This is a genomic window from Parviterribacter multiflagellatus, from assembly GCF_056863265.1.
This window is the reverse complement of sequence record NZ_JBXPIZ010000007.1, coordinates 118918-141068: the sequence shown is the minus strand read 5'-3', so window position 1 is coordinate 141068 and position 22151 is coordinate 118918. Positions and strand designations below refer to the sequence as shown.

Annotated in this window: 21 protein-coding genes and 1 riboswitch; of the genes, 6 read left to right on the top strand and 15 right to left on the bottom strand. The window is 72.2% G+C overall.

All coding sequences use genetic code 11. From position 1 onward, the window contains the following. Nucleotides 1–30: 30 nt before the first annotated feature. Genes ligD through thrC form a run of 4 tightly spaced genes read right to left on the bottom strand, consistent with a single transcriptional unit; the run spans nt 31 to nt 4281 of the window. Complete coding sequence (gene ligD / locus AC1UE5_RS16240) at nt 31–2376, bottom strand: DNA ligase D (protein WP_482925344.1); 2346 nt, start codon at nt 2374–2376, stop codon at nt 31–33. Continuing rightward, nucleotides 2369–2719: a response regulator gene (locus AC1UE5_RS16235; protein WP_482925342.1), complete on the bottom strand. Its 351-nt coding sequence runs from the start codon at nt 2717–2719 to the stop codon at nt 2369–2371. The genes ligD and AC1UE5_RS16235 overlap by 8 nt, the downstream gene beginning before the upstream one ends. Nucleotides 2720–2749: 30 nt before the next feature. Beyond that, nucleotides 2750–3028, bottom strand: a complete 279-nt coding sequence (locus tag AC1UE5_RS16230) for a ubiquitin-like small modifier protein 1 (protein WP_482925340.1) — start codon at nt 3026–3028, stop codon at nt 2750–2752. A 2-nt stretch (nt 3029–3030) separates the two neighbouring features. After that, on the bottom strand, nt 3031–4281 hold the full coding sequence (thrC, locus tag AC1UE5_RS16225; protein ID WP_482925338.1) for a threonine synthase: 1251 nt from the start codon (nt 4279–4281) through the stop codon (nt 3031–3033). A gap of 52 nt (nt 4282–4333) precedes the next feature. Beyond that, nucleotides 4334–4434: riboswitch (SAM riboswitch) on the bottom strand. 234 nt (nt 4435–4668) lie between these two features. Between thrC and AC1UE5_RS16220 the strand changes: the two genes are divergently transcribed. Beyond that, entirely contained in the window at nt 4669–5616 is a 948-nt protein-coding gene (locus tag AC1UE5_RS16220; protein ID WP_482925336.1) for a magnesium transporter CorA family protein, read from the top strand. On the opposite strand, the gene AC1UE5_RS16215 is transcribed toward AC1UE5_RS16220, so the two are convergent. Next, complete coding sequence (locus tag AC1UE5_RS16215; protein ID WP_482925334.1) at nt 5617–6351, bottom strand: class I SAM-dependent methyltransferase; 735 nt, start codon at nt 6349–6351, stop codon at nt 5617–5619. It abuts the gene before it with no gap. Nucleotides 6352–6407: 56 nt separating this feature from the next. On the opposite strand from AC1UE5_RS16215, the gene AC1UE5_RS16210 reads away from it, so the two are divergent. Further along, nucleotides 6408–7397 carry a diacylglycerol/lipid kinase family protein gene (locus AC1UE5_RS16210; protein ID WP_482925332.1) on the top strand — a complete coding sequence of 330 codons (990 nt, stop codon included), beginning with the start codon at nt 6408–6410 and terminating at the stop codon, nt 7395–7397. Here the strand turns inward: AC1UE5_RS16210 and AC1UE5_RS16205 are convergent. From AC1UE5_RS16205 to ruvC, 9 genes are all read right to left on the bottom strand, one after another. After that, nucleotides 7360–7878 carry a phosphatase PAP2 family protein gene (locus AC1UE5_RS16205; protein WP_482925330.1) on the bottom strand — a complete coding sequence of 173 codons (519 nt, stop codon included), beginning with the start codon at nt 7876–7878 and terminating at the stop codon, nt 7360–7362. The genes AC1UE5_RS16210 and AC1UE5_RS16205 overlap by 38 nt on opposite strands. Before the next feature lie 50 nt (nt 7879–7928). Further along, entirely contained in the window at nt 7929–10316 is a 2388-nt protein-coding gene (locus tag AC1UE5_RS16200; RefSeq protein ID WP_482925328.1) for a RelA/SpoT family protein, read from the bottom strand. Then, on the bottom strand, nt 10235–12946 hold the full coding sequence (recJ, locus tag AC1UE5_RS16195) for a single-stranded-DNA-specific exonuclease RecJ (protein ID WP_482925326.1): 2712 nt from the start codon (nt 12944–12946) through the stop codon (nt 10235–10237). Before recJ ends, AC1UE5_RS16200 begins: the two co-directional genes overlap by 82 nt. Before the next feature lie 138 nt (nt 12947–13084). Then, nucleotides 13085–13363, bottom strand: coding sequence for a hypothetical protein (locus tag AC1UE5_RS16190; RefSeq protein WP_482925324.1), 279 nt, complete (start codon nt 13361–13363; stop codon nt 13085–13087). A 2-nt stretch (nt 13364–13365) separates the two neighbouring features. Further along, nucleotides 13366–16254, bottom strand: a complete 2889-nt coding sequence (gene secD, locus AC1UE5_RS16185; protein ID WP_482925322.1) for a protein translocase subunit SecD — start codon at nt 16252–16254, stop codon at nt 13366–13368. A gap of 58 nt (nt 16255–16312) precedes the next feature. Continuing rightward, the gene (locus tag AC1UE5_RS16180; RefSeq protein ID WP_482925320.1) at nt 16313–16762 is read right to left on the bottom strand and encodes a hypothetical protein; all 450 of its coding nucleotides are present in this window, start codon (nt 16760–16762) and stop codon (nt 16313–16315) included. Nucleotides 16763–16796: 34 nt separating this feature from the next. Beyond that, complete coding sequence (gene ruvB, locus AC1UE5_RS16175) at nt 16797–17804, bottom strand: Holliday junction branch migration DNA helicase RuvB (protein WP_482925318.1); 1008 nt, start codon at nt 17802–17804, stop codon at nt 16797–16799. Then, nucleotides 17801–18376: a Holliday junction branch migration protein RuvA gene (ruvA, locus tag AC1UE5_RS16170; RefSeq protein WP_482925316.1), complete on the bottom strand. Its 576-nt coding sequence runs from the start codon at nt 18374–18376 to the stop codon at nt 17801–17803. Before ruvA ends, ruvB begins: the two co-directional genes overlap by 4 nt. After that, on the bottom strand, nt 18373–18864 hold the full coding sequence (gene ruvC / locus AC1UE5_RS16165) for a crossover junction endodeoxyribonuclease RuvC (RefSeq protein WP_482925314.1): 492 nt from the start codon (nt 18862–18864) through the stop codon (nt 18373–18375). The genes ruvA and ruvC overlap by 4 nt, the downstream gene beginning before the upstream one ends. A gap of 57 nt (nt 18865–18921) precedes the next feature. Between ruvC and AC1UE5_RS16160 the strand changes: the two genes are divergently transcribed. Genes AC1UE5_RS16160 through AC1UE5_RS16145 form a run of 4 tightly spaced genes read left to right on the top strand, consistent with a single transcriptional unit; the run spans nt 18922 to nt 21214 of the window. Beyond that, a complete protein-coding gene (locus AC1UE5_RS16160; RefSeq protein ID WP_482925312.1) occupies nt 18922–19233 on the top strand; it encodes a DUF3817 domain-containing protein in 312 nt (103 codons plus the stop codon). Beyond that, on the top strand, nt 19230–20207 hold the full coding sequence (locus AC1UE5_RS16155; RefSeq protein ID WP_482925310.1) for an adenylate/guanylate cyclase domain-containing protein: 978 nt from the start codon (nt 19230–19232) through the stop codon (nt 20205–20207). Before AC1UE5_RS16160 ends, AC1UE5_RS16155 begins: the two co-directional genes overlap by 4 nt. Nucleotides 20208–20228: 21 nt before the next feature. Next, entirely contained in the window at nt 20229–20906 is a 678-nt protein-coding gene (locus AC1UE5_RS16150; protein ID WP_482925308.1) for an AzlC family ABC transporter permease, read from the top strand. Further along, the gene (locus tag AC1UE5_RS16145; RefSeq protein WP_482925306.1) at nt 20903–21214 is read left to right on the top strand and encodes an AzlD domain-containing protein; all 312 of its coding nucleotides are present in this window, start codon (nt 20903–20905) and stop codon (nt 21212–21214) included. Before AC1UE5_RS16150 ends, AC1UE5_RS16145 begins: the two co-directional genes overlap by 4 nt. Here the strand turns inward: AC1UE5_RS16145 and AC1UE5_RS16140 are convergent. Next, nucleotides 21189–22148: a patatin-like phospholipase family protein gene (locus tag AC1UE5_RS16140; RefSeq protein WP_482925304.1), complete on the bottom strand. Its 960-nt coding sequence runs from the start codon at nt 22146–22148 to the stop codon at nt 21189–21191. The two genes, AC1UE5_RS16145 and AC1UE5_RS16140, sit on opposite strands and share 26 nt — an antisense overlap. Nucleotides 22149–22151 lie beyond the last annotated feature (3 nt).

Here is a 22151-nt window from a genome sequence, read left to right as displayed (position 1 = left end):
AAGGTAGCGCTCTCTCGCGGAGCAGCGCGGTCAGAGCTTCGGGATCTCCTGCACCAGCGAGAGAACCGGCGCGAACAGGTCGCCGTCGCGCTCGACCCGCTCGAGGACCTGGCCGGAGTCGAAGACGAGCGTCGAGGGGTCGCCCGACTCGTGGCAGGCGCGGACCTCGTCCCACGACACCGGGGTCGAGACCGTCGGGCGGTCGCGCGCGCGGAGCGAGTAGACGTTGACGGTGGTCTTTGCGTCGTCGTTCTGGGACCAGTCGACCAGCACCTTGCCCTTCCGGATGGCCTTCGTCATCCGCGACACCACCAGCTCGGGCGAGGACTGCTCGAGCAGCTCGGCCACCGTCTTGGCGAACGTCTTCGTCCCGCGCGGGCCGTCGTACGTCGCGTCCGGGTTGTTGAGCGGAACGTAGACCTGCAGGCCCTTGGAGCCGCTCGTCTTCGCGAACGCCTGCAGGCCCAGGCGCGAGAACATGCCCTCGATCCACAGCGCGACCTGGCAGCACTCGACGATCGTCGCGGGCTCCCCCGGGTCGAGGTCGAACGCGAGCACGGTCGGGCGCTCCACCTCGGGCACGCGCGACAGCGACGTGTGCAGCTCGAGGTCCGCGAGGTTCCCCAACCACATCAGCGTCGGCAGGTCCTCGCAGATGCAGAACTCGATGCTCTTGCTCGACATCTGCACCTTCGCCTTCCTCACCCAGTCGGGTGCGTGCGCGGGGCAGTTCTTCTCGTAGAAGAACTGGCCGTCGACGCCGTTCGGGTAGCGCTTGAGCGTCAGCGGCCGTCCCTCCAGGTGCGGCAGCACGACGGGCGCGATGCGCCGGTAGTAGTCGATGACGTCGCCCTTCGTGAAGCCGGCCTTCGGGTACAGGACCTTGTCGAGGTTGGAGAGCTTGAGCTCGCGCCCCTCGACCGTCATGAGGTTCTCGAGCGGCGCCAGCGCCTCGTCCCGCCCGGCCTCCTTGAGGCCCTTGTACGACGGGTGGCGCAGGATGCCGTCGGCCGTCCACTCCCCGAACTCGACCTCGGCGACGTAGCGGGGCTCGGTCCACACGCGGTTCTTGGGCACGGCGTCGACGTCCGCGACCGCCGGCGTCTCCCGCTCGATCGGCGCGAGCAGCCCGGCCAGCCGGTCGAGCTCGGCCTCATCGAACCCTGTCCCCACGCGCCCCGCGTACCGGCCGTCCTTCGCCACGAGCAGCGCGCCGATCCGCTCGCGCCGACGGCCCTCCCCGGGCAGCCAGCCGACGATCGTCACGTCCTCGCGCTGCTTGTTCTTGACCTTGATCCAGTCCCGGCAGCGGCGGCCCGGCTCGTAGGTCGACGAGAGCCGCTTGGCCATCACGCCCTCGAGCCCCTGCGCGGCGCTCGCCGCCAGCACGCCCGCGCCGTTCCCCACCACGTGGTCGGGGGTCTGCCAGCGCTCGCCCTTCAAGCCGAGCGCCACCAACCGCTCCCGCCGCTCGCTGTACGGCAGCTCCATCAGCGAGTGACCGTCGAGCCACAGCAGGTCGAAGATCACGTACACGACCGGCACCGACGACACCAGCCGCCGCGCCGCGCTCTCCGACGAGACGTGCATCCGCCGCTGGAGCAGCCCGAACGACGGCTTGCCGTCGGGCCCGAACGCGACGATCTCGCCGTCGAGCACCGCGTGGTGGTGCGACAGCGCGCGGTTGAGCCGGTGCAGCTCGGGATACGAGACCGTGATGTCGCGCAGGTTGCGCGACTCGAACCGGATCGTCCCCGGCTCCGAGTAGGCGATCGCGCGCACGCCGTCCCACTTGATCTCGTACGCCCACCCGCTGTCGTCCCCACGCGGCAGTTTCCCCGACACCGCGAGCTGCGGGACGATCCGCTCCGGCATCGGCTCCCGCTCGGGGTCGGCGGGCGGGTCCATCCGGTGGATCATCCAGTCCTTGCCGGGCTCCTCGCCGGACTTGACCAAGGGGAAGAGCGCATAGCGCCCCTCGGCGAGCCCCTTCTCCCCGTGCAGGGCGACCTCGATCTTCTTCGGCTCCCACTTGAGGACCTCGTACGTGCCCTGGTCCCAGATCGTCATCGAGCCCGCGCCGTACTGGCCCTCCGGGATCTCGCCGTGGAAGTCCAGGTACTCGAGCGGGTGGTCCTCGGTGTGCACCGCCATCCTGTTGACCCCGGGCGCGACCGGCAGCCCGTTCGGGACCGCGAAGCTCACCAGCACGCCGTCGCGCTCGAAGCGCAGGTCCCAGTGCAGGCGGGTCGCGTGGTGCTCCTGGACGACGAACCGCTGCTGCTCGGAGGCCGCGCCCGGCGCGCCGTCCGGCATCGGCTCCGTCGTCGGCGCGCCGGAACGCTTGCGCCGGTACTCGTCGAGCTTGTCAGCCACCCGCGAAGCCTCGCACGGCGGTGCGCATGGCCTCGACGTCGGCGCTCTTGACGAGGTAGGCGTCCGCGCGCGCGAGGAACTCCGGGTCGCCGTGCCCCGGGTGGTGGCCGGAGAGGATCACGACCCGCACGCCCGGTACGCGCTCGCGCACGCCGTCGATCAGCTCCGGCGTGCCGAGCTGGTCGAGCAGCACGACGTCCGGCTGCTCGCGCGCCACACCCTCCAGCACCTCCTCCGGCGTGGCGCCACCCCCGACGACGGCGATGTCGTCGTCGGGCAGCAGCTCCGAGACGAGGAAGCGGAACGTGTCCGAGTCGTCGCCGTGGAAGACCTTCAGCGCCACGGCGACGACGCTCCCCGCGCGGCGCTCCGTCTAGCAGCCGCCGGCCACGGCGGGCAGGATGGTCAGCTCGGCGCCGTCGGGGACGGCGGTCTTCAGGCCGTCGAGGAACCGGATGTCCTCGCCGTCGAGGAAGACGTTGACGAAGCGGCGCAGCTCGCCGTCCTCACCCGCGACGCGCTCCTTGAGCTCGCCGTGCTGCGCGTACACCGCGTCGAGCACCTCGCCGACCGTCGAGCCCTCGCCCTTCGGGGCGCGCTCGCCGCCCGTCGAGGACGCGAGCTGCGGCGGGATCTTCACCGTGACGGCCATGGCTACGCGCTCACCGAGACGGCGGCCTCGAACGACTTGAGGTTCGCGTCGATCGTGTGCGTCTCGAACGTGTCGCGGACCGCGTCGAGGGTCTTGAGGCCCTCGCCGGTGATGACCGCGACGACGCGCTCGTCCTTGCCGATGTCGCCGCGCTCGGCCAGCTTGGCGAGCGTCGCGGTGGTGACGCCGCCGGCGGTCTCGGTGAAGATGCCGGTCGTCTCGGCGAGCAGGCGGATGCCGGCCTTGATCTCGTCGTCGGAGACCGAGTCGACGCCGCCGCCCGTCTTGCGCGCCAGCTCGACGGCGTACGGGCCGTCCGCCGGGTTGCCGATGGCGAGCGACTTGGCGATCGTGTCCGGCTTGACCGGGCGCACGATGTCGGTGCCCTCGCGGTAGGCGGTGGCGACCGGCGAGCAGCCGTCGGCCTGGGCGCCGTTCATCTTCGGCGCCTCGCCGGCGACGAGCCCGACCTCGCGCCACTCCTCGAAGCCGCGCGCGATCTTCGTGAAGAGCGAGCCCGACGCGATCGGCGCGACGATGCGGTCCGGCTGCTCCCACCCGAGCTGCTCGGCGATCTCGTAGGCGATCGTCTTGGAGCCCTCGGCGTAGTACGGGCGCATGTTGACGTTGACGAACGCCCACTCGTGCTCGCCCGACAGCTCGGTGCAGAGGCGGTTGACGTCGTCGTAGTTGCCCCGGACGGCGACGAGGTTGGTCCCGTAGACGCCGGTCGCGAGGATCTTCTGCTCCTCGAGGTCGGCCGGGATGAAGACGTAGGACTCGAGGCCGAGCGCGGCGCCGTGGGCGGCGACCGAGTTGGCCAGGTTGCCGGTGGAGGCACAGGCGATCGTCTCGAACCCGAGCTCGCGTGCACGAGCGACGGCGACGGAGACGACGCGGTCCTTGAACGAGTGCGTGGGGTTCGCGGCGTCGTTCTTGATCCACACCTCGCGCAGGCCGAGGCGCTCGGCGAGGCGGTCGGCGCGGATGAGCGGCGTGCAGCCGGCGGGCAGGCCCGCGCGGGAGGAGTTGCGCGCCGACGGACCCGGCTGGGCGGTCAGCGGCAGGAAGTCGCTGTAGCGCCAGATGTTCTGCGGCCCGGCCTGGATGCGGCGGCGCCACTCGGCCGGATCGCGGTCGGTCGGGTGGGAGTACGCGACCTCGAGCGGGCCGAAGCACCGCTCGCAGACGTACCGCGCGTCGAGCGGGTACTCGGTCTTGCACTCCTTGCACTGCAGGTGGCTGGCGGCCATTGAAACGGTTCCTCGCGATTGGTGGGCACTTGCGAGGATCCCTGGGAGAGGCCTCGCATCTTCAGGAATTCGCACCGTTCCCCGTCGCACTGCGCGACGACGATGGTTGCGGGGGTTTCAACGGGCCAGTCCCTCCACCCCTCTGGATGCGTCCAGCTATGTCGTGACGGACAGAGTACACACTGCCCCTCAGGACCGTCCTCGACACCACAGAACCTGAACTTGAGCGATCCGCGGACATCCGTCCGGCTCCTGGCGCCCGCAACACCACGGACACGTTCTCCCTGGACCTCCGGGTAGAATGGGACACCGCGATGCCGACCGACGACCCGCGAAGTCCCGATGCCCTCACTTCCCCGGCCACTGCGCCGCGGGGCCAGGGCACGCGTGGACGGCGTCGCCCCGGCTCCCGAGCCTGAGACCCCCAACGTCGAGCAGCTCGAAGCTGCCGGCCTGCGCTGGATCAACATCGAGAAGCCCCGCGGGGTCGATCGCGCGTGGCTGGAGGAGCACTACGACTTCCACGCCCTCGACTACGAGGACGTCTTCTCGCGCAACCAGCGGCCGAAGGTCGACGAGTACGACGACTACCTGTTCGTCGTCCTCCACTTCCCCCGGTACGACAAGACGATCGGGCGGCTGAACGCGGCCGAGCTCGACGTGTTCGTCGGGCCGGACTTCGTCATCACGCTCCCCAACCAGCCGCTGCAGTCGCTCGACTACCTGTTCGAGCGCGCGCGCAGCAGCGAGAGCTTCCGCGACAACCTGCTCGGCAAGGGCGCCGGCTACCTGCTCTACAAGATCGTCGACGACGGCGTGGACTCCGCGTTCCCGATGCTCGCGAAGATGGGCAACAAGCTCGAGCGCATCGAGGACGACATCTTCGAGGGCCGCTCGGCGGAGATCGTGCGCGACATCTCCGACGTCAAGCAGGAGATCATCAACTTCCGCAAGATCGTGCGGCCGCAGCGCGCGGCGCTGAAGGACCTCGAGCGCCACAAGCGCTACGTCCCCGAGGACCTCGAGATCTACTTCGACGACATCAACGACGCGTCGGAGCGCATCTGGGACATGCTCGAGAACTTCAAGGAGGTCGTCGAGGGCCTGGAGTCGACCAACGAGTCCGTGCTCTCGCACCGCACCAACGACGTCCTGCGCGTCCTCACCGCGTTCAGCGTGATGCTCCTCCCGCTCACGCTCCTGGCGTCCGTCTTCGGGATGAACGTCAAGTACCCCGGCGAGGGCACGCACGAGGCGTTCTGGATCGTGCTCGTCGCGATGGTCGGCGCGATCGGCGCCATGGCCTACTGGTTCCGCAAGCGCGGCTTCCTGTAGCTACTCCCGGATCGCGCGCACCAGGGAGGACTTGGTCCCGGAGCCCTCGATGCGCTCGATGAGGAGGCCGGCGTTCATCGCCGTGGCGCCGAGGGCGTCGAGCGGGATCCAGCTGCCGAGCCACTCGGGCTCGTCCTTGCCCGACGGTGCCTGGCCGACGATGGCCTTCAGGAAGCCGCGGCGGCTGGAGCCGGCCGCGGGCGAGGCGGGAGGCTTGGCGGCGTGTGCGCCGGGGTCGGTGGAGACGCCGAACGCCGCCCAGCCGCCCGGCCGCAGGACGCGGGCGAACTCGCGGACGTAGCCGAGCTGCACCTGCGGGTCGGGGATGTGCTGGAGCACCGCGTGTGAGATCACGGCGTCGCAGGAGGCGTCCTCCACCCCGTCGAGCGTCTCGCCGTCGCCGAGCACCCACTCGACGTTGTCCAGCGCGTCGTGGTGCTCCTGGGCGCGTGTGAGCATCTCCGGCGACACGTCGACCGCCGTGACGTGCGCGACGCGCGCAGCCAGCACGCGGGTCAGGCGCCCGACGCCGCAGCCCAGCTCGAGCACGCGCGCGTCCGGCGCCAGCGTGAGGTCGAGGATGCGCAGGAGCGCGTCGACCTCCTGCTCGCCGCGGCGCCAGAACCGCGCCTCGTCTGCGTGGCCGTACTGCTCGCGCGGGTCCACGAAGTGGAAGGCGTCCTCGCGGGCGCGGTCGTCCCAGAACTCGCGCATCCGCGCGGCGGTCTCGTCCATCGCGCGAGGAGGATACGGCGGGTAACTCCGTCCGGCGCGCGGTGTAGCAAGGCAGCGTGCCCGCCCCCTCCCTGGATCCGCTCAAGCGCTTGAGCGAGGAGTTCGCCCTGGCCGACGCGACCGAGCGCCGGAAGATGCTGGTCATCGTCAACCCGTACGCGACGACGGTCTCGGATCGTTTGCGCAACCTGGTCGTCCACGCGCTGGAGAGCCGCTACGACGTCACGGCCTTCGACACCCAGCGTCAGGGGCACGCGACGGAGCTGGTCCGCGAGGCCGCGCAGGAGGGCTACGACGTGGTCGTCGCGTTCGGCGGCGACGGGACGCTCAACGAGGCCGCGAACGGGCTGGCCGGCACCGACGTGCCGCTCACCCACCTCCCCGGCGGCGCGACCAACGTCTTCGCGAAGATGCTCGGCATCCCCGGCGAGATCGTCGACGCGACCGAACACCTGCTCCGCATCGCCGACGACTGGCACCCGCGCAAGGTCGACCTCGGCGTGATGAACGGCCGCTACTTCACGTTCACCGCGGGCTTCGGGCTCGACGCGTCGGTCGTCAAGGCCGTCGACCTGCGCCCCGGCCGCAAGCACCAGTTCGGCCCCGCGTACTTCGCGTGGTCGGCGGTCCGGACGTTCCTGCGCCACTACGTCGTCCACCCGCCGCTGGTCGAGACCGACGTCCCCACCGGCGGCCACGTGCGCGGCATCAACCTGCTCGTGCAGAACGGCGACCCGTTCACGTACTTCGGCACCCATCCGCTGCACGTCGCCGAGGACGTGGCGCTCGACAGCGCGACGCTCAGCGCGGTGAACCTGCGGCGCGCGACGCCGATCGACCTCCCGCCGGTCGTCTGGCGCCTCTTCTCGGCCAAGCACAAGGTCGTCGACTACCGCCAGGTCGACGACCTGCGCGGCGTCACCACCCTGCGCGCGCGGTCCGCCGACGGGCGGCCGGTGGCGCTGCAGTGCGACGGCGACTGGGTCGGCGACGCGACCGAGGTCGAGTTCAGCGTGGCGCCGGGCGCGCTGACGGTCGTCGCCTGACGACCCACACGCACGCGGCGGCCACCACGGCGCCGAGCAGCGCGCCGGCGAGGACGTCGAGCGGGTAGTGGACGCCGAGGTAGACGCGGGAGAGCGCGATCAGCGCGGCGAGCACGAGCGCGGGGACGCGGAGCCGCGGGACGAGCAGGCTCAGCGCGACCGCGCTCGCGAACGCGCCCGCCGCGTGGCCCGACGGGAACGACGGCGAGGTCGGCAGCTCCACCGCGGCCTCGGCGGCCTCGGGTCGCACCCGCGCCACCGCGTCCTTGGCCTCGCTCGTGAGCAGGTTGGCGACCGTGTACGCAACGACGACCGCCGCCACAGCCCGCAGGTCGCGCACCAGCGCGGCCGCGAGCGCGAACGGGATCACCTTCACCCACCACCACGACAGCGCGGTGAAGACCGCGACCAGCGGCTCCCACCGCAGCTCGCGCGCGCCGTCGGCGAGGGTGCGGTCGAGGTCGAGCAGGGAGGCGAGCACGCGGTGCCCCCAGCGTGGCAGACGCGCGCGCCGGCGCTACGTGCGGCCGCTCACGCGGTCGGCGTGACGCGGTACGCGTCGAAGACCGAGTCGATGTTGCGCAGGCGCGTGATGCAGCCCTTGAGCACCGACGTGTCGCCGACCTCGACGATGAACCGGTTCTTGACCATCGGCGGGGAGACGACGCAGCGCGCCTCGATGATGTTCATCCCGGACTCGGCGAACGTCCGCGACAGCTCCTCGAGCAGCCGCGTGCGGTCGTACGCGTCGACCTCGATCTCGACCTTGAAGGCGGTCTCGTGCTCGCCCTCCCAGGAGACGCGCACGAACCGCTCGGGGTCCTTGCGCAGGACCGCGACGTTCGGGCAGTCCTCGCGGTGGATCGTGATGCCGCGGCCGAGCGAGATGTAGCCCTCGATCGGGTCGCCCGGGACCGGGTGGCAGCACTTGGCCATCCGGAGCATGACGTCGTCGACGCCCTCCACGCGGATGCCGTACTGGTTGGAGGAGCGCGTCGGCTGGCGCCGCTCGCGCCGCGTCGAGACCAGGTCCTCGACCGTCGTCCCCTCGCCCTCGGCCGCCTCGCCCTGCTTGAGGCGCTGGAGGACCTTGTTGACGACGACCTTCGGCGAGATCTTCGCGCCGCCCAGCGCGATGTAGAAGTCGTCGGCCTTCTTGAAGCCCATCTCGCGGATCACGTCCGCCAGCAGCGGCGAGCCCGAGATCTTCTGCGCCGGCAGCCCGCGCTTGGAGAGGTGCTCCTGCAGCAGGACGCGGCCGGTGTGCTCGGTGTCCTCGCGCGACTCGGCCTTGAACCAGGCCTTGATCTTGTTGCGGGCGCGCGTGGTCTTCACCACGGCGAGCCAGTCGCGCGACGGGCCGCGCTCCTTCTTGGAGGTGAGGACCTCGACGATGTCGCCGGACTTGAGCTCGTAGTGCAGCGGGACGATCTTGCCGTTGACCCTCGCGCCGACGCAGCGGTGACCGATCTCCGTGTGGACCTCGTAGGCGAAGTCGAGCGGGGTCGCGCCGGCAGCCAGCGACTTGACCTCGCCCTTGGGCGTGAAGACGAAGACCTCCTCGTCGAAGAGGTCGACCTTCAGCGTCTCCATGAACTCCTTGGGATCGTCGAGATCCTGCTGGTAGTCCATCATCTGGCGCAGCCACTTGAGCTTCTGCTCGGAGTCCTGCGTCGGCGGCTGCGGCTTGGGCGCGCCGCCGCCCTGCCCCGCCTTGTAGATCCAGTGCGCGGCGACGCCGTACTCGGCCATGTCGTGCATCTCACGCGTGCGGATCTGGATCTCGAGGGGCAGCCCCTCGGGCCCGATCACCGTCGTGTGCAGCGACTGGTACATGTTGAACTTCGGCATCGCGATGAAGTCCTTGAAGCGCCCGGGCAGCGGCTTCCACAGCGAGTGGATGACGCCGACCGCGCCGTAGCAGTCCTTCACCGAGCCGACGATGACCCGCATGGCCGTGAGGTCGTAGATCTCGTTGAACTCGCGGCCCTTCTTCGTCATCTTCGAGTAGATGGAGTAGAAGTGCTTCGCGCGCCCGGAGATCTCGGCGGCGATCCCCAGCGCCTCCAGCTCCCGCCGCAGGTACTCGCCGGCCTTGTTGACGTACCGCTCGCGCTCGTCGCGCTGCTGGTTGACCAGGCCCTTGATCTCCTGGTACTTGCGCGGGTGCAGGGCTGCGAACGCGAGGTCCTCCAGCTCCCACTTGATCGCGTGGATGCCGAGGCGGTGCGCGATCGGGGCGAAGATCTCGAGGGTCTCCTTCGCCTTCTCGATCTGCTTCTGCTTCGGCATCGCGCCGATCGTCCGCATGTTGTGCAGGCGGTCGGCGAGCTTGATGAGGATGACCCGGATGTCCGAGGCCATCGCCACGACCATCTTGCGGTAGTTCTCGGCCTGCGCCTCGTCGCGCGACTGGAACGTGATGCCGGTGAGCTTGGTGACGCCGTCGACCAGCGACGCGACTTCCTCGCCGAACTCGGCGCGGACCTCGTCGAGCGTCGCGGTGGTGTCCTCGACGGTGTCGTGCAGGAGCGCGGCGACCAGGGTCTCGGTGTCCAGCCGCAGGCCGGCGCAGATCTTGGCCACCGACGTCGGGTGGACGATGAACTCCTCGCCCGACTTGCGGCGCTGGTCGGCGTGGTGCTCGCAGGCGAAGACGAACGCGCGCTCGACGGGCTCGCGCTGGATCTCGACGACGGAGTCGGCTGCGTGCTCCTCGACGATCGCGAACAGGTCGCCGAGCAGCCGCTGCTCGAGCGGCGTCAGGTCGTCGCGCGTGATGCGCGCGGCGTGCTGCTCGGGGTGCTCGAGCTGGTCGACCGGCGTGCGCTTGGTGGTCAGGCCGCCGTTGCGGTCGCCGTCGCCGGCGGTGCCGGGGGCGCCTGTGGTGTCGTCGAGCTGCTGTTCGGTGCTGGCCATGCGATCTCGCCTCTTGCCGAGTATGCCCGGTACGCCTCAGAACGTTCGAGCTCGGTGCGCTCGGCCGCCGGGACGGTCACGGACCGCCGCTCCCGATCGAGGTGCACCAGGCCGAGCTCCGTGAGCACCCGGAGCGCCCGGCCCGCGGTGGCGGCGGTGCGTTGCGGGTCGTCCTCACGGAGCGCTGCCTCGAGCTCCTCGCCCGCCGCGCTCCCCTTCGCCCTGAGGGTCCGGTAGATCGCGGTGAGCGGGGCGCGAAGGTCGCGCTCTCGCTCATGGATCGACACGGAGAAGTCTACCTCCGGCCTCCCCCACGCCAGGTGGACGAAGGGTCCATCGGCGCCGGCGCCCTCCGGTGCGCGCCACCCGGGCGGCGGCGGGTCGAGGAGGACGAGGTGGTCGTAGCCGTGCGCCAGCGCAGGGTCGCGGTGGAGCGCGGCGTGGGACGTGAGCGCGAAGCCGCCCAGGATGCCCGCGAGGTTGCGGGCGCGGACGTGCGCGTGGGCGGCGACGACGAGGACCCGCTCGCCCGCGTGGACGAGGGCGCCGATCGTGCCGGCCAGACCACCGTCGCGGCGGTCGCGGCCCTCGGGCTCGCGCTCCGGGCCGGTCGCGGGCAGCGGCGCGTCGAGCTCCCGCAGCGCCGCGTCGAGGAACGGCTCCTCGCCGACGACCGTGATGGGCGCCGGCGCGGCGGGGGCGGCGGAGCGCAGGACCAGCCGTGGCTCGACGACGCCGCGGAACTCGTTGAGCTCGAGCGTGAAGGTGGCGTCGACCGGCGTGTCGGTCTCGCAGGGGAGCTTGCCGGCGCAGCTGAACGCGACCGCGCGGGCGCGGATGCCGCCGGCCTCGACGGTGAAGCGGACGTGCTGCTCGGCCTCGCCCATCGGGATCGGGTCGGTGAGGTGGGCGGCGGGGACGAGGAGCTTGACGCTCGGGTTCCGGTGGCCGAACGGGGCGAGCTGCTGGAGCTCCTCGGCCAGCTCGACGCCGAGCTCGTCTCCGGCGACGACGGCGTCGACCCGCTCGACCGGGTGCTTCATGTCCTCGGTGAGGTGCTGCGCCGCGTGCTCCTCGAAGGCGGCGCGGAAGGCGTCGAGGCTCGCGCGCTCGATCTCCAGGCCGGCCGCGGCGCGGTGGCCGCCGTGACGGGTGAGGTGCTGCGCGCTCGCGTCGAGCGCGCCGAGCAGGTCGAAGCCGGCGACGCTCCGGCCGCTGCCGGTGCCGGTGTTCGTCGCGGGGTCGAACGCGATGAGGACGGCGGGGCGGCAGTAGCGCTCGGCGATCTTGCTGGCGACGATGCCGACGACCCCGGGGTGCCAGTCGTCGCCCGCGAGGACGTACGCGGCGCGCTCGCCCTGCTCGGCGACCTGCGCCTCGGCCTCCCACAGGATGCGCTCCTGCGTGTGGCGGCGCTCGCCGTTGACGCGGTCGAGCTCCTCGGCGACCTCCTTCGCGCGGTCGGCGTCCTCGGTGAGGATCAGCTCCAGGCCGGCGTCGGCGCGGTACAGGCGGCCGGCGGCGTTGATGCGGGGCGCGATGTTGAAGGCGAGGGTCTGGGCGTCGACGCGGCTCGGATCGCAGCGGGCGACCCGCAGGAGCGCGCGCAGGCCGGGCTTGCGCGTGGAGGCGAACGCCCGGAGGCCCTGGCGGACGAGGCGGCGGTTCTCGTCGGTGAGCGGGACGACGTCGGCGATCGTGGCGAGCGCGACGAGGTCGAGGTCCTCGTCGGCGGCCGCCTCGTCGTGGCCCCGCTCGGCGTCCATCGCGCGGACGAGCAGGTACGCGACGCCGGCGGCGCACAGGTGCGGGCACGGGTAGCCGCCGAGGCCGTCGCCCGGGTGGACGATCGCGGTGGCGTCGGGCAGCGCGCCGTCCGCGCGCGGGCTGTGGTGGTCGGTGACCACGACGTCCATCCCGAGCGCGCGAGCGCGGGCGACCTCGTCGACCGCCGTGATCGCGCAGTCGGCGGTGACCAGCAGCCTGGTGCCGCGCTCGGCGAGCCTGTCGACGGTGTGCGCGGCGAGGCCGTAGCCGTCCTCGAGCCGCGACGGAAGGTGGAAGTCGACGTCCGCGCCGAGCCGCCGCAGCGCGCGCACGAGGATCGCGGTGGAGCACACGCCGTCGACGTCGTAGTCGCCGTGGATCGTGATGCGGCTGCCCGCGTTGACGTGCCGCAGGATCGCCGCGGCGCCATCGGCCAGCCCGGCGAACGCGTCGAGCGGGTGCGCGACGTCGGCCGCGAGCCACCGGCGCGCCGCGTCCGGGTCGGCGAACCCGCGCCGCGCGAGGATCTGCGCGACCGGATGGCTGACCTGCAGCTCGCGCTCGAGCCGCAGCACGTCCCGCATCGCGACGGGGGCGATGTCGACGCGGGCCTCGGGCCGGCGCGCGGGCGTCGCGGGAAGGGCCGCCGGACCCTCCGCGGCGGGTTCGTCGCGCGCCTCGTCCTCCACCGGCGCGTCGTCCGCCGGCACGAGCGCGAGCGGCTCGGGCGCGACGGGGATCTCCAGCGGCGCGGGTGCGGGGTCGGGCTCGGATGGGCGGCGACGGGGCGGAGCCGGGGCCGGGGCCTCCGCGACCGCCTCGGGCTCGGGCAGGTCGAAGAGGGTCAGGGCGCCGGCGGACATCGGCGCCTCAAACTAGGCGGGAGTGCGGACGGACTGCGACGGGCGTGCGGAGAGATCCCGCAACCACCGCGCAGAACGACCGCGCGCGCCGGGGAGCCGGCGCGCGCGAAGGTCAGACGGCGGACGTGGCGGTCGCCGCTACGCGGGTGCGGCGGCGGCCTTCTGCTCCTGCCGCACGCCGATCAGCCACACGGCGCCGAGGCCGAGGAGCGTGCCCGGCACGGCGTAGAGGACCGTGAGGACGTTCGTGTCGTCCTGCGACGGGAGCGAGAACCCCGACACCGCGAGCGCGAACAGCACCGCACCGATGACCGCGCCCACGAAGGCGCCCACGATGCCGGCCCAGAAGCGATCCGGGAGGAACACCGTGAAGTGCCAGATGGCGATGCCCATCATGATCCAGCCGAAGAGCGCCATGGCTAGCGGTTCCTCCCGTGACGCTTGTTGCGCGGCTTCTTCGCGCCCGGCGCGCGCCGCTTGTCGTCCTTGAGGTAAAGCTCGTCCGGCGACGCGTCCGCGGACGTGTCGGGCGCCGGGGCGGGCTCGGGCTCCTCGACCGCGGTCTGCGCGCGCGGCGTGTCGGCGTGCAGGTCGCGGACCATCTCGTCGAACTCCTCCTTCGACACGCCCTGCGCGGGATCGTCCGGCGCGGTCAGGCTCCCGCGGCGGCGCCGGCGGGTCGGCTCGACGTCGACGGGCCTGCCGGCGCTCGCGACCGCGTAGGCCGGGACGACGCCGCCGTTCTCCGCGGCGACGCGCAGGCGCCGGCGGCGGTAGAGCGGCTCGCGCTCCTTCCAGGCGGTGAGCACCTGGGACGCGATGAAGACCGACGAGTAGGTGCCCGACAGCGTGCCGATGAGCAGCGCGATCGCGAAGTCCTGCAGCGTCTCGCCGCCGAAGAGGAAGAGCATCAGCACCGGCAGCGCGGCGGTGAAGCTCGTCGCCAGCGAGCGGACGATCACCTCGGACATCGAGCGGTTGACCACCTGCGAGAACGTCGCCGACGGCATGCGCGGCACGTTCTCCCGGATGCGGTCGAACACGATGATCGTGTCGTACAGGGAGAAGCCGAGGATGGTCAGGAGGGCAGCGACCGTTCCTGCCGTCACCTCCTGGCCGATCAGCGCGTAGATGCCTGCGGTGATGAGGAGGTCGTGCGACAGCGCGATGAGCACCGGCACGGCGTACTTCCACTCGAACCGCAGCGACAGGTAGACCGCGACGACGATCAGCGACGCGATGATCGCGATGATCGCGTTCTTCGCGATCGTCTCACCGAAGGTCGGCCCGATCGACTGCGTGTTCGGCTGGCCCTGCAGCCCGAACCGATCGTCGAGCGCCGACGTCACGCGCGTGACCTCGGCCGGCCGCAGGTTCTCGGTGGAGACCTGGAAGACGTTGCGCCCCAGCTCGGGCTCCTCGACCCGCTGGATCTCCGCCTCGCCCTGGCCGACGGTGGCGAGCACGTCGCGCACCTGCTCCTCGTTGGCCGGCTGCGACAGGGCGGTCTTGATGCGCGTGCCCGACTCGAAGTCGATGCCGAGATCCAGGCCCTTGGAGCCGATCGCCAGCGCGCAGATGAGCAGGATCAGGCCCGAAGCGGAGAAGAACCACTTCGAGTAGCCCATGAAGTCGAACGTGATCGGCTTGCGGGGCTTCTCGGCGCCCAGCGCGGACGGCCGCGCCAGCAGCTTCGAGTGGCCGAGCGTGCCGACGATCGCCTGCGTGAAGAGGACCGCTGTGAACAGCGACACGATGGTGCCGACGCCCAGCGTGAAGGCGAAGCCCTTGACGCCCGCGGTCGCGAGGACGAAGAGGATGAACGCGACCATGATCGTGACCACGTTCGCGTCGATGATCGCGCCGACGCCCTTCTTGTAGCCCGCGGCCAGGCCGGCCGTGACCGATCTGCCGGCGCGGATCTCCTCTTTGACGCGTTCGAAGATGACGATGTTCGCGTCTGCCGCGACGCCGATCGTCAGGATCAGACCCGCGATGCCCGGGAGCGTCAGCGTGATCGGGATCAGCTTGATCAGCGCGAAGAAGTAGATCGAGAAGACCGCCAGCGCGGTGACCGCGATCAGGCCCAGGATCCGGTAGAAGATCAGCAGGAAGATCGCGACGATGCCGAGGCCCGCCGCGCCCGCGATCAGACCCTGGTTGAGCGACTGCTTGCCGAGCGTCGCGGAGACCTGCGACTGCGAGATCAGCTCGAGCTTGACCGGCAGCGCGCCGGTCTTGATGTCCTCGGCCAGCGCCTGCGCGGTGTCGATCGTGAACCCGCCCTCGATCGACGAGCCGTTCGAGGCGTCGATGCCGTTCGGGTTCTGGACGAAGTCGATGTACGGCGCCGAGATGATCTCGTTGTCGAGGACGATCGCGAAGTGCTGGGCGTTGGCCAGCGCGTTCGTGCCGAACGACTGCGAGGCGCCGCGCCGCGCGATCTCGCGCGTGACGTTCTTCCACGTCTCGCGGCCCTTGTCGGTGAAGTCGAACGTGACGATCGGCTGCCCGGTGCCGCCGGGGCCGTTGTCGTAGTTCTGCTCCGGGTTCTTCAGCTCGGTGCCGCGGAGCGCGACGTTGTCGGCGAGCACGAACCAGCGGTCGCTCTTCTGGTCCTCGTCCAGGCCGTCGCGCTGCTCGGCGCGGACGATGACCGTGCCCGGCTTGACCTCGACGATCTTGGCGTCGCGCTCGTCGGCCGGGAGCTGGGCGATGTCCTCCTCGAGGTCCTCGCGGCGCTCCTCGGGGCCGGCGACGACCTCCTTGTCCTTCTCGTCGACCGCGTAGAACAGGCCGTCGTGCGAGTTGTTGCCGTCGTTGACGGCCGGCCGCTTGGCCGCGCGCTGGACCGCGTCGTACAGCGAGAGCGACCCGACCTGCCCCGCGGACTGGCCACCGGTGACCTGCGGGTCCCGCGGCGCGGGCTTCCCGTTCGGGCCGATGACGTTCGGCTCCCAGTCGTAGAAGAAGAGCTGGGCCACCCGGCCGACGCGCTCCTGCGCTTCGTCGGCGTTCTCGACGTCGGGCAGGCCGACGAGGATCTGATCGCTGCCGGAGCGCTGGATCTCCGGCTCGGAGACGCCGAGGGCATCGACCCGGTCGCGCATGACGTCGATCGCACGATCGAGCGCTTCCTGGTCGACCACCGGCTGCTGCTGCGTGGGGCGCGCCTCGTACACGAGCTCGACCCCGCCCTGGAGGTCGAGGCCGAGCTTGGTCGGCTTCGTGAAGATGACGAACAGCGAGGCTGCGAGGAGCCCCGCGACCACGAGCAGGATGAAGAGGTTGCGGCGACGGTCGGTCACGTGTGTCCGGAGAGTAGACGGTCTACCGCGGAACCGAAGTTACGTTCGAGAGTGACGCCTACGACTGCGGCGTGAGGACGAGGAGCATGCCCCCGTCGTCGTCGTACGCGGGGAAGATGTCGGCCTTGGCCTTCGCGGGCAGGTCGCCCTCGGCGTTGACCTCGACCGGCTTGTCGAGCTGCCGGACGCCCCATTCCAGGACCGTCGCGACGTAGTCCTGCCCGTCGCCGAACCGCAGCCCGAGGACGTCCCCGGCGGGGCGGCCGATGACCTGCTCGTCGGCGAGCCCGGTCAGCTCGAACGAGCCCCTGCCGCACGCGATGACGCGCCCGGCCTGGTCGGTGACGAAGAACGCAGCGTTGGGCGCCGGGTAGTAGTCGTCGAGCAGCTCGAAGAGGAAGCCGAAGCCGCAGTTCGAGCACCCCTTGGCCTGCCGGCGGAAGCCGGCGTTGCGCTCGGTCTCCGTCGAGCGGCGACCGCAGTTGGGGCAGATGAACAGATGAGCCACGGAACCAGTGTGGGACGGACGAGGTGAGCGAACCCTAAAGGAGCGTGGTCGGCTCGATCCCGAGGTGGCGGAAGGCGGCGGCGGTGGCGACCCGGCCGCGCGGCGTGCGCTTGAGCAGGCCCTGCTGGAGCAGGTACGGCTCGTAGACGTCCTCGATCGTGTCCTGCTCCTCCCCCACCGCGACCGCGAGCGTCGACAGGCCCACCGGGCCGCCGTCGAACTTCACGCAGATCGCATCGAGGATCTCGCGGTCGAGCCGGTCGAGGCCCATCTCGTCGACCTCCATGAGCGAGAGCGCGCGGTCGGCGGCCTCGGCGGTGACGACGCCGCCCATCCGCACCTCCGCGTAGTCGCGCACGCGCTTGAGCAGCCGGTTGGCCACGCGCGGGGTCCCGCGCGAGCGCGACGCGATCGCCCGCGCGCCCGCGGGATCGAGCTGCACGCCGAGGATGCCCGCCGAGCGGGTGACGATCGCGGACAGGTCGTCCAGCGCGTACGGCTCGAGCCGGTGCTGGATGCCGAACCGGTCGCGCAGCGGCGTCGAGAGCAGCCCCGCGCGCGTCGTCGCGCCGACGAGCGTGAACGGCGGCAGGTCGAGCGTCACCACCCGCGCGCCCGCGCCCTGGCCGACCGTGATTGGCAGCTTGCGGTCCTCCATCGCGGGATAGAACGTCTCCTCCAGCGCGCGCGAGAGGCGGTGCAGCTCGTCGACGAAGAAGACCGTCCGCGGCTCCAGCGCGGTGAGGAACGACGCGATGTCGCCCTTGCGCTCCAGTGCCGGCCCCGCGGTCATGACGAACGGGACGTCGAGCTCGGTCGCGAGGATCTGCGCCAGCGACGTCTTGCCGAGGCCGGGCGGGCCGGCGAGCAGCACGTGGTCGAGCGCCTCGCCGCGCTGCTTGGCGGCCTCCAGCGACACGCGCATCTGGGCCTTCACCGCGTCCTGGCCGACGTACTCGGAGAGGCCCTGCGGGCGCAGCGAGCGCTCGAGGTCGTCCTCGACGGCCAGGTGCTCCGGGGTCTGGATGCGCCCTGAGGTCATCGCCGGGCCAGCTTAAGCGCGCTGGCGATGAGCTCCTCGACCGTGTCGCCCTCGGCCGCCGCGAGCAGCGACTCGGCCTCGGCGAGCGGGTAGCCGAGGTCGACCAGGCCGTCGCGCGCCTCGCCCCGCGGGCCGCCGCCCGCGCTCCCGCCGCCGATCGCGACGTCGGGCGCCTCGACCTTCGTCTTCAGCTCGACCACGATGCGCTCGGCGGTGCGCTTGCCGATGCCGGGGACGGCCTGGAAGCGCGCGGTGTCGCCGGCCGCCAGCGCGGCGGTCAGCTCCCGCACCGGCCCGCCGGAGAGGACGCCCAGCGCCATCTTCGGGCCGACCGACTGGACGCCGAGCAGGAGCAGGAACAGCTCGCGCTCCTCCTCCGTGGCGAAGCCGTAGAGCTGGAGCGCGTCGTCGCGCACGATCAGGTGGCTGTGGAGGGTGACCTCCTTGCCGACCGCCGGCGTCTTGGCGAGCGTCTCGTTGGAGACCGCCAGGCGGTAGCCGACCCCGCCGACGTCGACGACGACGAACCCGGGGCGGCGCACGGCGACCTCGCCGCGGACGAGCGCGATCACGAGGCCATCGCCGCGGCGAGCGGCGCCCGGTTGACGTGGCAGATGGCGACCGCGAGCGCGTCGGCGGCGTGGTCGGGCCGCGGCGGCTCGGGGAGCGAGAGGAGCGACTGGACCATGCGCTGGACCTGGTCCTTCGCCGCCCGCCCGGTGCCGCAGACGGCGCCCTTGACCTGCTGCGGCGTGTAGCCGCTGCACGGGATGCCCCGCCGGCCGGCGGACAGCATCACGACGCCGCGGGCCTGGCCGACGGCGAGCGCTGACTTCGTGTTGGCGCCGAAGTACAGCTCCTCGAGGGCCATCGCGTCGGGCGCGTGCTCCTCGATCAGCTCCTCCATGCGCGTGAAGATGGTGGCGAGCCGGCGTTCGAGCGGCTGGCCGACGGGGGTCTCGACGCAGCCGCCGTCGAGCGCCACGAGCCTGCCGTTGCGGCGCGCGACGACGCCGTAGCCCGTGTTGGCGGTGCCGGGGTCGATGCCTAGGACGATCATCCGGCTCGTGATTCTGCGTCACAGACCGGATGCCTCCGATCTGGGACCCTTCCCGCCGTGTCCACCACCGCTGCGCCCACCGCGGACTACCGCACCGCGCTGAACCGCCTGCTCTTCGTCGGCATCGCCGACGCCCTGCTGCTCGTCGTGCTCATGTACTTCGCGTTCGTCGCCGACGACGACTCCGCCGTGAGCGTCATCGGCCCGATCCACGGCATCGGGTTCCTGATCCTCGTCGGCATGAGCCTGCAGGGCATCGGCAAGGGCTGGTGGGGCTGGTGGTACCCGGCGATCATCGTCGTGACCGGCGGGCCGCTCGGCTCGATCGTCGGGGACGTCGTCCTGCGCAAGCGGCTGCCGGCGACGTGAGCGTCGAGCGCGGGGACCTGGGCGGGCTGCTCGACCGCGTCCTCGCGCCCGCGCCGCAGTACACCTACCCCGAGCTGGCCGCGCGCGCGGGCGTCGACGTCGAGGTCCTGCGCGCGGCGCGGGCGTCGTTCGGCCTCCCGCGCGTGGAGGACGACGAGCGCCGCTGGGACGACCACGACGTCGAGGTCGCGGCGGGCCTCAAGCGGGCGCTGGACAGCGGCATCCCGGTCGAGCGGCTGCTCGAGCTCAACCGCGTGATCGGCCGCGCCGCGCTGCAGGTCGCTGCGGCGTCGCGGGAGATCTTCGCCGAGCTGCTCGTCGAGACCGGCGGCGGGGCGTCCGAGGAGGAGATCGTCCGGGCGGCCGAGGGGTTCGTCCGCGACCTGCTCCCGCTGCTGACGCCGACCTGGTCGTACGCCTACCACGCGCACCTGGCCGAGATGGTGCGCTCGGACGTCATCAGCGCCGCCGACATCGCGGCGGGCCGGACGCCGGGGGCGCGCGACATCGCGGTCGCCTTCGCCGACCTCGTGGGCTTCACGAGGCTCGGCGAGCAGGTCCCGGCCGAGGAGGTCGGCGAGGTCGTGCGGCGGCTGGAGGACCTCGCGGCGGGGCTCGTCAAGCCGCCGGTCACGTTCGTCAAGACGCTCGGCGACGCGGTGATGCTCGTCGCGCCGTCGGTCGATCCGCTGCTCGACCTGGCGCTGCGGCTGACCGAGGAGGCCGAGCGCCGCGAGCTGCGCCTGCGCGTCGGCGTCGGCTTCGGCGCGGCGCTGGAGCGCGCGGGCGACTGGTACGGCTCGCCGGTCAACCAGGCGTCGCGGGTGACGGCGATCGCGCGCCCCGGGAGCGTCCTCGTGACGCAGGCGGTGCGCGACCGCGCCGAGGGCGACTGGGCGTGGTCGTTCGCGCGCGAGCGCAAGCTGCGCGGCGTCGGCGAGGTCCCCCTGCACCGCGTCCGGCGCGCCGGGTAGCGCGTCCTACTCTGGCGGGCCGTGCCCGCCTCCCCCGCCTCGTTCCGCACCGGCCTGCGCGCCGGCGTCCCCTACGCGGCGGCCGGGTTCCTCCTGTCGCTCTCGTTCGGCGTGCTCGCGCGGGAGGCCGGGATGCCGGCGCTCGCCGCGATCGTGATGTCGGCGATCGTCTTCGCGGGCTCGGCGCAGTTCGCGGCGGTGGCGATCGTCGCGGCGGGCGGCGGGCTCGGGCCGGCGGTCGCCGCGGGCGCGATGATGAACTCGCGCTTCCTGCCGATGGGGATCGCGCTCGCGCCGTCCCTGCCGGGCGGGCCGCTGTGGCGGGCGGCGCAGGGGCAGACGGTGGTCGACTCGTCGTGGGCGCTGGCGGCGCGCGGCGACGGCACGTTCGACCGCGGCTTCCTGTTCGGCTCGACCGCCGTGCCGTACGTGACGTGGCTCGCGGGGACGACCGCGGGCGCGCTCGGCGGCGACGTGCTCGGGGACACCGACGCGCTCGGGCTCGACGCGGTCTACCCCACGTTCTTCCTGGCGCTGCTGATCGCCGAGCTGCGCAAGGAGCGCGGCCGGCAGGCGGCGGCGATCGGGGCGGCGCTCGCGCTCGTCCTCGTGCCGTTCACCCCCGCCGGGGTGCCGGTGCTCGTCGCCTCGCTCGGCGCGCTCGTCGGGCTGCGCGACGCCCCGGGGGCGGCGGCGTGAGCGGCGGCGAGACCTGGGCGCTCATCGCGGTCCTGGCGCTCGTCACCGCCGTGATCAAGGGGGCGGGGCCGATCGCGCTGGGCGGCCGGGCGCTGCCGTCCTGGTTCGCGAGCGTCGTGCGCTACATGGCGCCGGCGCTGCTGGCCGCGCTCGTCTGCGTGAGCGCGCTGGCCGACGGCGACGAGCTGGCGGTCGGCGCCGACACCGCGGGTGTCGCGGTGGCCGGCGTGGCGCTGTGGCGCGGCGTCTCGGTGATCGGCGGGGTCGTGATCGCGGCCGCGGTCACCGCGCTGCTGCGAGCGGTCTGAGCAGCGCCTCGGCGTGGGTCAGCGCCGCCTGACCCGCGGCGGCAAGCGGCGCGGGCTTGCGCTCGAGCTGGCCGACGACCGGCGTGCCCGCGGGCGGGCGGATGCCGTACGCGTAGGGCGCCCCGCCGTCGAGCCGCGCCGTCCGCGCCTCGAGCGCCTCGGTGATGACCTCGTACTGCGGCGTCCGCTGACGGTAGAGGCCGATGAGGTCGGGGTTGAGCGCGCGCAGGCGGCGCTCGATCAGCCGGTCGACCGCGCTGCCGGGGCTGGTGCGCGGGACGCCCTCGGGGCGGGTCTGGAGCGCGAGGACGTGCGTCGCGCCGGCCCGCTCGGCGGTGTCGACGGGGATCGGGTCGGCGAGACCGCCGTCGAGGTAGCGGCGGCCGTCGGCCAGCCGCACGGGCGGGCCGCCGATCCACGGCAGGCGGCTGGACGCCAGCAGCGCCCCACGCTGCTCGTCCAGCGTCGTGAAGCCGTGCAGGTCGGCGACGGCGGCCGTCTCGACGTCGACCGCGACGCAGTGCAGCTCGATCGGGCTGGCGAGCGTGCGCGCGTGGCGCTCAGCGTCGAGCCCGCCTTCCTCGTGGAACTCGAGCGTGCGGTTGACATCGACCGCGGCGCGGCCCGCGATCAGCCGCCACGGGTTGATGAACATCCGGCCGGCGAACGCGCCGCTGTACGCGCGCAGGCACGTGTCGGCCGAGCCCGCGAGGAGCGCCGCGCCGTTGAGCGCGCCGGCCGACGTCCCGACGACGAGGTCGAAGCAGCGCGTCAGGCCGAGCCGCTCGACCGCCGCCGCCATCGCGCACGAGACGACGCCGCGCATGCCGCCGCCCTCCAGGACGAGGGCGAGACGGGCGTCGTCGGTGCGGGCGCCGGGCTGACTGGCGGGGTCGGCGGCGCGCTGCGCGAGGAGGTCGAGAACGGGATGCATGGC